9 protein-coding genes and 1 tRNA gene are annotated in these 12,519 nt (G+C 74.6%); 4 read left to right on the top strand and 6 right to left on the bottom strand.

Features of this window, described 5'->3' with window-relative positions; genetic code table 11:
* Positions 1-68 precede the first annotated feature (68 nt).
* Entirely contained in the window at positions 69-713 is a 645-nt protein-coding gene (locus tag M3185_RS08350; protein WP_251333203.1) for a hypothetical protein, read from the bottom strand.
* A gap of 43 nt (positions 714-756) precedes the next feature.
* Positions 757-2,628 (bottom strand): glutaminase A, encoded by a 1,872-nt coding sequence (gene glsA, locus M3185_RS08345; RefSeq protein ID WP_251333202.1) that lies wholly within the window; start codon positions 2,626-2,628, stop codon positions 757-759.
* Positions 2,629-2,820: 192 nt separating this feature from the next.
* Here glsA and M3185_RS08340 point away from each other — a divergent pair.
* Together M3185_RS08340 and M3185_RS08335 are read left to right on the top strand one after the other, a co-directional pair.
* Positions 2,821-2,893 (top strand) — tRNA-Lys (locus tag M3185_RS08340).
* 168 nt (positions 2,894-3,061) lie between these two features.
* Complete coding sequence (locus M3185_RS08335) at positions 3,062-3,205, top strand: hypothetical protein (RefSeq protein ID WP_251333201.1); 144 nt, start codon at positions 3,062-3,064, stop codon at positions 3,203-3,205.
* A 3-nt stretch (positions 3,206-3,208) separates the two neighbouring features.
* On the opposite strand, the gene pstS is transcribed toward M3185_RS08335, so the two are convergent.
* From pstS to M3185_RS08315, 4 genes are all read right to left on the bottom strand, one after another.
* Entirely contained in the window at positions 3,209-4,351 is a 1,143-nt protein-coding gene (gene pstS / locus M3185_RS08330; protein WP_251333200.1) for a phosphate ABC transporter substrate-binding protein PstS, read from the bottom strand.
* A 120-nt stretch (positions 4,352-4,471) separates the two neighbouring features.
* Positions 4,472-4,744: a hypothetical protein gene (locus M3185_RS08325; RefSeq protein ID WP_251333199.1), complete on the bottom strand. Its 273-nt coding sequence runs from the start codon at positions 4,742-4,744 to the stop codon at positions 4,472-4,474.
* Complete coding sequence (locus tag M3185_RS08320; RefSeq protein ID WP_251333198.1) at positions 4,741-6,063, bottom strand: S8 family peptidase; 1,323 nt, start codon at positions 6,061-6,063, stop codon at positions 4,741-4,743. The genes M3185_RS08325 and M3185_RS08320 overlap by 4 nt, the downstream gene beginning before the upstream one ends.
* A 100-nt stretch (positions 6,064-6,163) precedes the next feature.
* Positions 6,164-7,708, bottom strand: coding sequence for an MFS transporter (locus tag M3185_RS08315; RefSeq protein WP_251333197.1), 1,545 nt, complete (start codon positions 7,706-7,708; stop codon positions 6,164-6,166).
* A 165-nt stretch (positions 7,709-7,873) separates the two neighbouring features.
* On the opposite strand from M3185_RS08315, the gene M3185_RS08310 reads away from it, so the two are divergent.
* Together M3185_RS08310 and M3185_RS08305 are read left to right on the top strand one after the other, a co-directional pair.
* Positions 7,874-9,715 carry an AMP-binding protein gene (locus M3185_RS08310; RefSeq protein ID WP_251333196.1) on the top strand — a complete coding sequence of 614 codons (1,842 nt, stop codon included), beginning with the start codon at positions 7,874-7,876 and terminating at the stop codon, positions 9,713-9,715.
* A 607-nt stretch (positions 9,716-10,322) separates the two neighbouring features.
* Positions 10,323-12,509, top strand: coding sequence for a RecQ family ATP-dependent DNA helicase (locus M3185_RS08305; RefSeq protein ID WP_251333195.1), 2,187 nt, complete (start codon positions 10,323-10,325; stop codon positions 12,507-12,509).
* The last annotated feature ends 10 nt before the right edge of the window (positions 12,510-12,519 follow it).

The raw sequence follows: 12,519 nt of genomic DNA, 5'->3' as shown, positions 1-12,519 counted from the left end.
AGTCGACCTGACCCGCAGGCCAAGGCCTGCCGGTGTGGGATCCCGCACGGGACCCCGCGGGGCAGGGGTCAGTCGAGGTGCCCGTGGCGCCACGCCACGGCCGCCGCCTCGAGCTCCTCGGCGGTGCGCTCGAGGCGCTGGGTGAGGGCCACGGGGCTCGGTCGGCGTGCGGCCGCGGGATCGACGACGGGCACCTGCCCGGTGTCGGCGAGCCGGATCCGGCCCAGGGCGATGACCCGGCAGAATGCGGCGAACCGCTCGAGGGCGACGTCGAACTTCCCGCGGAACGCGCCGGAGAGGATCGCGTCGGCCATCGTGGTGATCTCCTCGGCGCCCGGCGGCTCCGCGACCCCGGCCACGACGTGGGAGACCTGTGCGGTGCCGCGCCCGGCCGCGAAGCAGCGGCCCATCCGCACGGGGTCCGCGCGGACCGCCGCGCGCAGCGCGTAGAGCCGCCACAGCGCACCGGGCAGGGAGACGGCGGGTGCCTCCGCCCACATCTCGGCGATGCCCTCGAGGCCCTGCTCGTCCGTCAGCTCGATCAGCCGGCGGGTGATCTCCGGGTCGTCGGTGGCCCGCCCCCGGGAGACGAGGGCATGGGCCGCGAGGTGCGCGGCCTCGGAGACGCGCGCCGGGTCGGGCCCGCCCTCGTGGGCCTCGAACTTCCCGGGCGAGAACCTCACCGGCTTGTGGTGGCGCGGGGTGTCGCTCATGCGTCCAGCGTACGGCCGGAGGCGTGGCCCGGCCACGGAGCGCTCACCAGTCGGTGGCCGAGGCGTGGACGGCCGCGTCCCGCCACTGCTGGTCGGCGCGCTCGTAGCCGTCCCGGGCCAGCGCCTTCCACAGCCGCAGCGCCAGCACCGGGTCCTCCCGCTCCAGCTCGGCGAGCACCTCCGGGGCGAGCACGCGCGCGGTGACGTCGCCGAGCGCGCTCAGCGTCACGTGTTGCTTGTCCCCGGAGCCCAGCGCCAGCTCGCCGAAGCTCATGCCGGGGCCCAGGATCTGCAGCTCGACGCGCTCCCCCGTGGGGGTGCGCAGGGACATCGACACGTCGCCGCTGACGATCAGGTGGATGCCCGCGAAATTCTGCCCCGCCCGCAGGATGTTCTCCCCGGCCCTCCACGTCCGCTCGACCGTGCGCGCCCGGAGGGCACGCGCGTCGTCGGGCTCCAGGCGGGAGAGCAGCTCGGACTCCACGGGCCCGACCCGGTCGGGGGTGCACCGGGGGCCGCCGTGCTCCTCGAGCAGGGCGTCCTCGACCCACTTGACGGCCGCCGCACGACTGGGGAACACCTGCAGCGGCGGCTCGCCCTCGAAGGTCCCGGCCAGTCCGCGGTCCCCGGAGACCACCACCACGGTGCGGCCGGCCTCCTGCAGCTCGGCCCGGGTGCGGGCCAGGAGGGGCAGGGCGTAGTCGGCGATCACGTCCACCCGCCGCAGGTCCACGACGACGTAGCGGGCCTCGAGGGCCACGTCCCGCACCGTGCGGATCGCCGTCTCGGCGCCCGTGAACAGCAGGTCGCCCTGAAGCTCGACGACGACCGCCTCGCGGCCGTGCTCGGCCAGCACGGACTCGGCCTCGGCGTTGCGGCGCACCAGCGACGGGGACTGGTCTATCGGGTAGCTCGCCCGGACCGTGGAGCGGGCCACGCGCGCGGTGTGGCTGAAGTGCAGGTCGAGGTCCTGGGAGAGCCGTTCGCACGCGAGCACGCCGCGCACGCTGTTGCCGTGCCGGTCCAGGGCCGGGGAGAACGTGGCGACGGCCAGCTGTCCCGGCAGCACCGCCACGATGCCCCCGCCCACCCCCGACTTCGCGGGCAGCCCGACCCGGACCATCCACTCGCCGGCGTCGTCGTACATCCCGCAGGAGCTCATCACCGACAGGGTCCGGGAGACCGTCCGCGGGTCGAAGATTCGCTCCCCGGTGACCGGGTTGGTGCCCCCGTTGGCCAGGGTGGCGCCCATGAGGGCGAGATCGCGGCAGGTGACGAGCACGGAGCACTGGGCGAAGTAGTCCTCGAGGCCCTGCACCGGGTCCCCCTCGATGATCCCCGCGGAGGCCAGGAGGTAGCCGAGGGCCCGGTTGCGGTCCCCGGCGTCGTGCTCCTGGGCATACACCTCGGGGCTGATGGCCAGGTCCCGGCCCGCGCACCGCGAGTAGGTCTCGCGGATCCGGTCGCGCCGCAGGTCGCGGTCGCCGTCGGGCACGAGCCACGTCGAGGCGATCGCGCCGGCGTTGATCATGGGGTTCGCGGGTCGTCCGGTGCCGGGCTGCAGGGAGATCTCGTTGAAGGCGTCCCCGCTGGGCTCCACGTCCATCTTCTCGTGCACGGCCTCGACGCCGAGGTCCTCGAGGGCCAGCGCGTACGTGAACGCCTTCGAGATGGACTGGAGGCTGAACTCGGCGCCGACGTCCCCGGCCTCGTAGACGTGGCCGTCGGCGGTCGCGATGACGATCCCGAAGCGCTCCGGGTCTGCCCCGGCCAAGGCGGGGATCGATTCGCTGGGGGCGCCGCCGCGCTCGCCGCGCAGCTCCTCGACGACCTGGGCAAGGTAGTCGGTGACGGCAGAGGGGCCGAACAGGTCGATGTCGGTGCGCGCTTCGGCCTCGGTGCTCAGCTGGGCCACGGGGGTCCTCCGGTCGGGGTCGGGTGGGGAACGGCGTCGGTCGGGGGTCCCCCCACCCTAGCCGCCGGCCGGGTGCGCCCCGGCCGCCCCGGGGCGGCCGGGGCGCGGGGCTCGGCGGGCCGGGGTCCGCCCGGCCCGTGCGGTAGAGTGGTGCCCGCTCCGGAGGCCACCGAGGGTGGTGCGGCGGAGCGCGGGCCTCTAGCTCAGTTGGTAGAGCAGTGGACTTTTAATCCATGGGTCGTGGGTTCGAGCCCCACGGGGCCCACCGGGGAAACCCCCTCGGCCGCCGAGTTCCCGGCGGCCGAGGGGGTTTCGTCGTTCTCGTGTCCCGTCGGTGCATCCACGGACGGCCCGGCGCCGGTAACAGGGGTGAGGGCCCTGCGCGGGCTGCCTTCCGGCAGGCCACCACCTGCCCGCCCCGTCCACGTTGGAGATGAGTTCCATGGCCCGGATCCGGCTCTGCAGCTGCGGTGCCCCGCCGATCTACGGACCCTGGTGCTGGTCGTGCGCCCACGAGCGGCAGAAGAACCGGGAACCCCTGGGGACCATCGCCTGGGGCGCCGCGGAGATCGAGTGACGGTCAGCGCAGGCTGATGGAGTCGATCGCCGCCTGCGCCTCGATGGTCAGGTTCTCCGGCAGCGGCGCGCTCTTGACGGCGTCCGAAGCGGCCTGCTGGCCCTCCTCGCTCACCACGTAGTGGCCGAAGGCCTTGGCGAGCGCCAGGGTCTCGGGGTCCGCGTAACTGGTGCAATACACGTGGTACGAGACGAGCACCACGGGGTAGGCCCCGCCCGCGTCCGGGTCCCGGTCGAGCTCGAGGGCGATGTCGTGCTCCGCGGTGCCCTCGACCCGGCTGGCCTCACCCACGGCGGTGCCGGCGGCCTCGCCGCTGACGGCCACGTACTCGGAGCCGACCTTGACCTTCGCCTTGCCCATGGACTCGTCCACGAGGGAGTCGTCGGCGTAGGTGACGGCGCCCTGGGTGCGGGCGGCGAGGCTGACCACGCCGGCGTTGCCCTGCGCCCGCTCGGTCGGCAGCCCCTCCGGCCAGCTGCCGTCCTCCTCGTCGGTCCACACCTTCGGGGCCACGGAGTGCAGGTAGTCGGTGAAGTTCTCGGTGGTCCCCGAGTCGTCGGCGCGGGAGATGGGGGTGATCGGCAGGTCCGGCAGGTCGACGCCCTCGTTCTGCGCGGCGATGGCCGGGTCGTCCCAGCGGGTGATCTCGCTGCGGAAGATGCCCGCGATAGTCGCGGCGTCCAGGTCGAGCGTCTGGATCCCCGGCAGGTTGAAGGCGACGCTGATCGGGGAGATGTACACGGGGACGTTGATCGCGCCCTTGGGGCCGCAGTACTCGCGCACCTCGGCCTGCTCCTCCTCGTCCAGGTATGCGTCCGAGCCCGCGAAGTCCGTGCCGCCCCCGACCAGGGCGCTGCGGCCGGCGCCGGAGCCGGCGGAGAGGTACTGCACCCGCGCGCCGGGGTGCAGGGACTCGAACCCGCTGCGCCAGGTAAGCATGGCCGCGTTCTGGGCGGAGGAGCCCACGCCCGTGAGGATTCCCGACAGGTCCGATCCGCCCTGCTGGGCCGCGCGCTCCTGCTCCGCGCCCAGGGGGTAGTCGGACCCGCAGCCGGTCAGCGCCAGCAGGGCCACGGCCGGCACGACGGCGGCGCGCCACGACCAGGCGGGCATGCTCCGCCGGTGCGGTCGCTGGGGGTCGGTCATGGGATGTTTCTCCTCGCAGACGGGGACGCGGACGGCAGGGAGATCCTCCGCCCGCAGGTGAGCTGGTCGGTCGCCCAGCTTACCCGGGCGGCGCGGGCGGCGACGGGCCGGGCCCGGCTCCTACTGCACCGGCGCGTCCGGCGGAGGGATCCGGTGGCGGTGCTGCGGCTCCACCGAGACGACGCCCTCGATCCGGCGCACGGAGGGCAGCCTGTTCTCCGGCACCTCGCCCGTGACCATGCCGAGCTGCTCGAGGACCTGCTCCACCTGCATGCCCTGCGCCCGCAGCCTGTCGCAGAGCTGCGCGAGGCCGGGGCGGTGCTCCTCGTCCACCACGACCGTCACGCGCACCGCACCGGCCCGCCGGGCCTGCCCGCCGGACGCGGCGCTCACTGTTGCGGCGCCAGGGTCAGGCCCGACCCGACGTCCGCGGACGGCGAGAGCAGCCGGTGCGACTCCTGCACGAGCGAGGACCACAGCTCGCGGCCGCGCAGGCCGGTGGCCTCGGCCCACAGGGCGGCGACCCCCGCCACGTGCGGGGTGGCCATGCTGGTGCCGCTGATCACGTCGTAGCGCTGCGGCATGGGCCAGGAGGAGTACACCTGCAGCCCGGGGGCGGCGACGTCCACGTGCCCGCCCCGCACGGGGAGGCTGCGGGCGGAGAAGAACGTGACGTCGAGCTGCTGGTTGAGCGCCCCCACGGCCATGATGTAGGGGCTGTTGGCGGGCGCGCCCACGAAGCCGAAGTTCCCGTTCGCCCGGTCGGCGTTGTTGCCGGCCGCGGCCACGATGAGCGCCCCCTGCTCGAGGGCCCGCAGGCCCACGGCGGTGTAGGTGGGGGAGACCTCCGTGACGTCGGCGCCCAGGGACATCGAAATCACCGCGCACCCGTTCTGCAGGGCCCACTCGATGCCCGCCAGCACCTGGGCGTCGGTGCCCGAGCCCTCGTTGCTGAGCACCTTCCCGGCGAACACCTCGGCGCCGTGGGCGACCCCGTAGCGGCGGCCCTCGCCGGGAGCCAGGGGGCCGCACGCGGTGCCGATGCAGTGGGTGCCGTGCCCGTGGCCGTCCTGGGCGCTCTCGCCGGGGATGAACGACTGCGTCGTCACGTTGCGGCCCGCGAAGTCGGGGTGCCCGAGGTCGAACCCGGTGTCCAGCACCGCCACCCGCACGCCGGCTCCCGAGACGGGCGACGTGGTGGCCTGCACGGCCTTGAGCCCCCAGGTGGACGCGTCGTCGTCCCGGAACCACGGCGGCAGCTGCGGGGTCGGGGACGGCTCCTCCTCGGGGGCCCCGCGGGAGATGAGCCGGTCGCTGAGGTCCACGACGCCGTCGCGGTAGCCCTCCAGGTACTCGGCCCACCCGCCCGGCACCTCCGCGCGGACGCGGTGGACGAGCTCGGGGGCCACGGAGAGCACCCGTGCGGCCCCCTGCCCGGGCGCCTGCAGGCGGGCCAGCCGCTCCTGGTCGCCGGTCACCACCGCGACCTTCAGGACGGGGAAGACGAGGGCGTCGACGTCCGCGGGCAGGCCCTCCGGACCCGCGAGCGCCTGCCCGTCGGTGGCCACGCGCGTCAGCCCGGCCTCGCGGAGCAGGGGCTCGGGGTCCGGCAGGTCGGCGTCGAAGACCACCACCCAGCGCCCCGTGGTCTCGGGCGGCGGGGCCGGCGCCCGTCGCCGCTCGGTCGGTCGGGAACGGCTCGGATCGATCATGTCCTCACGTCCTGTCTCGTCGGTCGTCTCCAGCGCCGGGCAGTTGCCATTGTGCTCCTGCGCGCCGCACGGGGGAACACCCCTCCCACGAGGACGGACATTACGGCCGCGCCGCGTCCCGCGGCCCCGGCGCCCCGTGCACCCGCCGCAGGAGCAGGGCGACGACGACGGCCGTGCCGGCCAGCAGCGCCGCGGCGATCGCGGCGGACACGTGCACGCCGGTCTGGAAGGCCCCCACCGCCGCGGCGAGCAGCTCGCCGGCCGGCGCCGGCCCGAGGGTCCCGGCCACGTCCACGGCGCCGCCAAGGGTCTCCGACGCGGTCGCGGCCTGCTCCGGGGACAGGCCCGGCGGCACGGTGAGCGCCCGGGTGTAGGTGGCGGTGACGGCCGTGCCCAGGACGGCCACGCCGAGGGCGGCGCCCAGCTCGAAGGCGGTCTCGGAGATCGCCGACGCCGCTCCCGCCCGCTCGGGCTCGACCTGGGAGAGCACGAGGTCCCCGGCGAGCGTCTGGGCCGCCCCGGAGCCCAGGCCCACGACCATGAGGGCCACCACCAGCAGGGTCCCGCCGCGCAGGTCCCCGAGGGCCACCAGCAGGAAGCCGGCGGTCATCACGAGCAGGCCTCCGCCCACCACGAGCGCCGGCGGCACGCGGCGGGCCACCCGCACCACGAGCAGGCCCGAGACGACCGTCACCGCGGCGCCCGGCAGCAGGGCGAGGCCGGCCCGCATCGGGGCCATCCCCTCCACCAGCTGGAGGTGCTGCGAGACGAAGAACAGGAAGCCGATGTACACGGTGGACGCCACGAGGTTGTTGAGCAGGCCCCCGGTGAAGGCCCGGCGGCGGAACAGGCGCATGTCCAGCATGGGCACGGGCCGGCGCAGCTGGCGGCGCACGAACAGCGTCCCCGCCGCGGCGGCGGCGAGGGCCGCGGCCGCGGCGACGGCCGAGGGGCCCTCGGAGCCGAGGCTCTTGAGGGTCCACAGCAGCGCCACGACGGCGCCCATGATCAGGGCCGCGCTCGCCAGGTCCACCGGCCCGGGCCGGGGGTCGCGGGACTCGGGCACGAGGACCGGGGCCAGCACGAGCAGCGGCACGAGGACGGGCACGGCGATGAGGAACACCGACCCCCACCAGAAGTGCTCCAGCAGGAACCCGCCCACGATCGGGCCCAGCGCACCGCCCGCGGAGAAGCCGGTGGCCCACACGGCGATGGCGGTGCGCCGCTGCACGGGCTCGGCGAAGATGTTGCGGATCAGGGACAGGGTCGTCGGCATGAGCATCGCCCCGAAGACCCCCAGCAGGGCCCGGGCGGCCACGAGCGCCGCCCCGGAGGGGGCGAACGCGGCGAGGGCGGAGACCACCGCGAACCCAGTGCTGCCGACCAGCAGCAGCCGGCGCCGGCCCACCCGGTCCCCGAACGCGCCCATGGGCACGAGCAGCCCGGCCAGGACCAGAGGATAGGCGTCGACCGTCCACAGCAGCTGACGGCCGGTGGGCCGCAGCTCCCGGGAGATCTGCGGCAGGGCGAAGTTCAGCACCGTGTTGTCCACGGAGATGAGCAGCACCGGAAGCATCAGGACCACCAGAGCGCCCCACTCGCGGGCGCCGGCTCGGACGGGGGCGTCGGGGGCTCGGGACGTCATGGCGGGGCGGGAACTCCTCACGGGACCGGGGTGGGGCTCCATCCTCGCAGAGCCGGGAGCCCCCCGGGGCGCCGGCGGCCGCGGCACTAGACTGCACGGGAGAGCCGGCCGGACGGGTCCGCCCGGAAGCGGAGCAAGCGCAGAACGCGGAGAAAGAGGTCCCCGATGGTCGAGCCGGTCCCCACGAGCGCGGCGTCCGCCGCCGGCGTCCCGCAGCAGGGCGGGTCCGAGGCGGACGTCCCCGAGCAGGACGTCTCCCGGCAGTACGAGGCGGTCCGCGACCGGCTCCTGGAGCTGCGCGAGGACTACGACCGGGCGCGGGAGGAGTTCCGCTGGCCCCGGATGGAGCAGTTCAACTACGCCCTGGACTGGTTCGACCACATCGCCGCGGACCCCGAGCGCGGCGCCCGGGACGCACTGTGGATCGTGGACCAGGACGGCACCGAGCTCCGGCGCACCTTCCGAGAGCTCTCCGCGTCGTCCGCGCGCACGGCCAACTGGCTGCGGGGCATGGGCGTCCGGCGTGGAAACCGCATCCTGCTGATGCTAGGCAACCAGCTGGAGCTGTGGGAGACGCAGCTCGCCGGCATGAAGCTCGGCGCGCCCGTGATCCCCACCGCCGTGATGATGCCCCCCGCGGACCTGGCGGACCGGGTGCAGCGCGGCAAGGTCTCCTGGGTCGTCACCGACGCGCAGAACGCGCCCAAGTTCGCCTCCGTGGACGGGGACTACGGGCTCGTCGTCGTCGGCGCCGAGGAGGAGGCCGCCGCGGTGGGGGAGCGGCTGGACCGTCCCGTGCACGCCTACGCCGACGCGGCCGCCTCGCCCGCGCAGTTCGTCCCGGACGCGCCCACGAGCTCCCACGACCCGCTGCTGCTCTACTTCACCTCCGGGACCACATCCCAGGCGAAGCTCGTGGAGCACACCCACTACTCGTACTCGTTCGGGCACCTGTCCACGATGTACTGGATCGGCCTGCGCCCCGGCGACGTCCACCTCAACATCGCGTCCCCCGGCTGGGGCAAGCACTCGTGGTCGAACTTCTTCGCTCCCTGGATCGCCGAGGCCACCGTCTTCATCCACAACCAGGACCGCTTCGACGCCAGCGGGCTGATGGAGCAGATGGACCGGGCCGGCGTCACCAGCTTCTGCGCCCCGCCCACCGTGTGGCGGATGCTCATCCAGGCGGACCTGCACCGCGTGCAGCATCCCCCCACCTCCGCGGTCTCCGCCGGGGAGCCGCTCAACCCGGAGGTGATCCGCCGGGTGCAGGACGCGTGGGGCGTGACCATCCGTGACGGCTACGGGCAGACCGAGACCACCCTGCAGATCGCCAACACCCCCGGGCAGCCGGTCGTGCCGGGCGCCATGGGCCGGCCGCTGCCGGGCTTCGTCGTCGAGCTCCTCGACCCGCAGACCGGCGAGCCCGCCCAGGAGGGCGAGATCTGCCTCAAGGTCGAGGACGGCCCGCCGGGGATCATGGCCGGCTACATCGACGAGCCGGAGCGCACCGCGGAGGTGGTCAAGGGCGGCTGGTACCACACCCGGGACATCGCCTCCCGCGACGAGCACGGCGTCTACACGTACGTGGGGCGCACGGACGACGTGTTCAAGGCCTCCGACTACCGGATCTCCCCGTTCGAGCTGGAGTCCGTGCTCATCGAGCACCCCGCCGTCGCGGAGGCCGCGGTGGTCCCCGCCCCGGACCCCGTCCGGCACGCCGTGCCCAAGGCGTACCTGGTCCTCGCCGGCGGTGCCGAGCCGACCCAGGAGCTCGCCGGCGAGATCCTGCGCTTCGCGCGGGAGCACCTCGCGCCCTACAAGCGCGTGCGCAAGGTCGAGTTCACCGACCTGCCCAAGACCATCTCCGGCAAGATCCGCCGCGTGGTGCTGCGCGAGCAGGAGCAGACCCGGGACCGCTCCCGGCCGGTGGACGCCGCCGTCCGCGCGGCCGGCGGGCTGGGCGTGGAGTACACGGAGGCCGACTTCCCCGGTCTGCGCGACTGACCCCGCTCCGCGGGCCCGCCGCGCCGTCCGGCGGTGCGCAACCTTGCGTAACGCGTACCGGGGCACCGTACGCGCATCGGGGGACGGGCCGGTCAGGCACTGTCCCCATTTCGTGCCACGTTCACACCTGCAAATAGACTTTTGGCCAGTCGGGACCGTTGTGGAACCCCGGGCTGACGTCTGCAAATGCATGCTTCTGAACTTTTGTCCACCGTTGTGATCGCGAAGCGGGGACCCGTGACAGGCCCCGGAAACCCTGCAAGCATGGTGGCAATGGCCCACCCGGAAGGGACGGGCCGACCGATCCGTCGGGGGGCGGATCGACCGCGGTTCACCGCACGGTGAGCCGCTCGCACCAGGCATCGGGGGATGCCGGTGCGGCTCGGTTCATCGGGGGGTGAACCGGCCGGGAGCACCGCTGGGGGGCGGTACTCCCGACAAGGCGAGTCTCTGCTCGCCACCGGCCGTCAGGCCGGTCGATGCGCCCGCTGCGGGGGCCATCCGTTCGACGGATGGGCAGCGGGCGCATCGCTCTGTCCCGGCCCGTCCGCACCGCACGGCCGGCCCTCCGTCTCCCGGCGTCGGTGGGCCCTGGAAGACTGGGCCCATGACGACCTCCCCCTTCCAGGACACCGCGCCTGCCGCCGCGCCGCAGGACCCCCGGCTGCACGAGGACGCGCTGTCCCTGCTCCGCGCCCTCACCGGGCGGGCGGACGCCGCCTTCCACCCCGGCCAGTTCGAGGCGATCGAGGCGCTGGTGGGGAGCGGCCGGCGGGCCCTGGTGGTCCAGCGGACCGGGTGGGGCAAGTCGGCGGTCTACTTCCTCTCCGCCCTGCTGCTGCGCGCACGGGGCCGGGGGCCCACCCTCATCGTCTCCCCGCTGCTGGCCCTGATGCGGGACCAGGTCTCCGCCGCCGCGCGCGCCGGGGTACGGGCCGCGGCCATCAACTCCGCCAACGCCACCGAGTGGGGCGGGATCGCCGCCCAGCTGGAGGCCGACGAGCTCGACGTCCTGCTGGTCTCCCCGGAGCGGCTCAACAACCCCGTGTTCCGCGAGCAGCAGTTGCCCCAGCTCGTCGCCCGGCTCGGGCTGCTCGTGGTCGACGAGGCGCACTGCATCTCCGACTGGGGCCACGACTTCCGCCCCGACTACCGGCGCATCCGGGACCTCATCGCCCGGCTGCCCGAGCAGGTCCCCGTCCTGGCCACCACGGCCACCGCCAACGAACGGGTGGTCGCCGACATCGAGGAGCAGCTGGGCGTCCGCCCCGGCGGCGCCGGCACGGACGCGGTGTTCACCCTGCGCGGGCCCCTGTCCCGGGCCTCGCTGCGGCTCGGGGTGCTGCGCCTTCCTTCGGCCACCGCCCGTCTCGCCTGGCTCCTGGAGCACCTGGGCGCGCTGCCGGGCAGCGGGATCGTCTACACCCTCACGATCGGCGCCGCCGAGGACACCGCGCAGGCGCTCTCCGACGCGGGGATCCCGGTGCGCGCCTACACCGGCCGCACCGACCAGGCCGAGCGCGAGGAGCTGGAGGCCGCGCTCAAGGAGAACCGGGTCAAGGCCCTCGTGGCCACCTCCGCGCTGGGCATGGGCTTCGACAAGCCCGACCTCGGCTTCGTGGTCCATCTCGGCTCGCCCTCCTCGCCCGTCGCCTACTACCAGCAGGTCGGCCGTGCCGGGCGCGCCACCGACAACGCCGACGTCCTGCTGCTGCCCGGCACCGAGGACCGGCAGATCTGGGAGTACTTCGCCACCGCCTCCATGCCCACCGAGCAGAAGGCCTCCGCCGTCCTCGCGGAGCTGGGCGCGGCGGGCGGGCCGCTGTCGGTCGCCGTGCTGGAGTCCCGCGTGGACGTGCGGCGCACCCCGCTCGAGCTGCTGCTCAAGGTCCTCGCCGTGGAGGGCGCCGTGGAGCGCGTCCAGGGCGGGTGGCAGGCCACGGGCACGCCGTGGCGCTACGACGCCGAGCGCTACGGGCGGATCGGCGCCGCCCGGGTCGCGGAGCAGAACGCGATGCTCGAGTACGAGACCACCGCGCAGTGCCGGATGCAGTTCCTCGCCCGGCAGCTGGACGACCCCACGGCCGAGCCGTGCGGCCGGTGCGACATCTGCGCCGGGGCGTGGTACCCCACCGCGGTCGACGAAGCCGCCACCGACTCCGCCGGAGCGGCCCTGACCCGCGTGGGCGTCGTCGTGGAGCCCCGGGCGCAGTGGCCCACCGGGATGCCGCGGCTCGGGGTGGACGTGAAGGGCCGCATCCCGGAGGAGGAGCGCTGCTCGGAGGGCCGGGCCCTGGCCCGCCTCACCGACCTGGGCTGGGGCAACCGGCTGCGCGAGCTGTTCCGCACCGACGAGGACGGCGCGCCGCTCGACCAGCCTGTGGACCCCGCCCTCGGGCGCGCGTGCGTGCAGGTGCTCGCCGAGTGGACCTGGGCGCAGCGGCCCGCGGCAGTGGTCTCCGTGCCGTCCCGCTCCCGGCCGCAGCTCGTGCGCTCGCTGGCGGAGGGCATGGCCGCGGTGGGCCGGCTGCCCTACCTGGGGGAGCTGGAGGTCCCCGAGGAGTTCCCCGCGGGGGGCCACGGCGGCAACAGCGCCTACCGGCTCGCCGCCGTGTGGGACCGCTTCCGCGTCCCGCCGCAGCTGGCGGAGCAGCTCGAACGGCTCGGCGGCGCCCCCGTGCTGCTCGTCGACGACCTCGTGGACAGCCGCTGGACGCTCGCCGTGGCCGCCCGCACGCTGCGCCGGGCGGGCTCCGGCCCGGTGCTGCCGTTCGTGCTCGCCGCCCAGGGCTGAGCTGCACGGA

Origin of the sequence: Kocuria rosea, assembly GCF_023715525.1 — a bacterium.
GTDB lineage: Bacteria > Actinomycetota > Actinomycetes > Actinomycetales > Micrococcaceae > Kocuria > Kocuria rosea_A.
The sequence above is the reverse complement of the archived record's forward strand: the minus strand, read 5'-3'. Positions and strand labels throughout refer to the sequence as shown.

Bases quoted from the DNA above. Each gene is read 5' to 3' on its own strand.
- M3185_RS08350 (WP_251333203.1), bottom strand. From the start codon at position 713: ATGAGCGACACCCCGCGCCACCACAAGCCGGTGAGGTTCTCGCCCGGG.
- M3185_RS08335 (WP_251333201.1), top strand. From the start codon at position 3,062: ATGAGTTCCATGGCCCGGATCCGGCTCTGCAGCTGCGGTGCCCCGCCG.
- pstS (WP_251333200.1), bottom strand. From the start codon at position 4,351: ATGACCGACCCCCAGCGACCGCACCGGCGGAGCATGCCCGCCTGGTCG.
- M3185_RS08320 (WP_251333198.1), bottom strand. From the start codon at position 6,063: ATGATCGATCCGAGCCGTTCCCGACCGACCGAGCGGCGACGGGCGCCG.
- M3185_RS08315 (WP_251333197.1), bottom strand. From the start codon at position 7,708: ATGACGTCCCGAGCCCCCGACGCCCCCGTCCGAGCCGGCGCCCGCGAG.
- M3185_RS08310 (WP_251333196.1), top strand. From the start codon at position 7,874: ATGGTCGAGCCGGTCCCCACGAGCGCGGCGTCCGCCGCCGGCGTCCCG.
- M3185_RS08305 (WP_251333195.1), top strand. From the start codon at position 10,323: ATGACGACCTCCCCCTTCCAGGACACCGCGCCTGCCGCCGCGCCGCAG.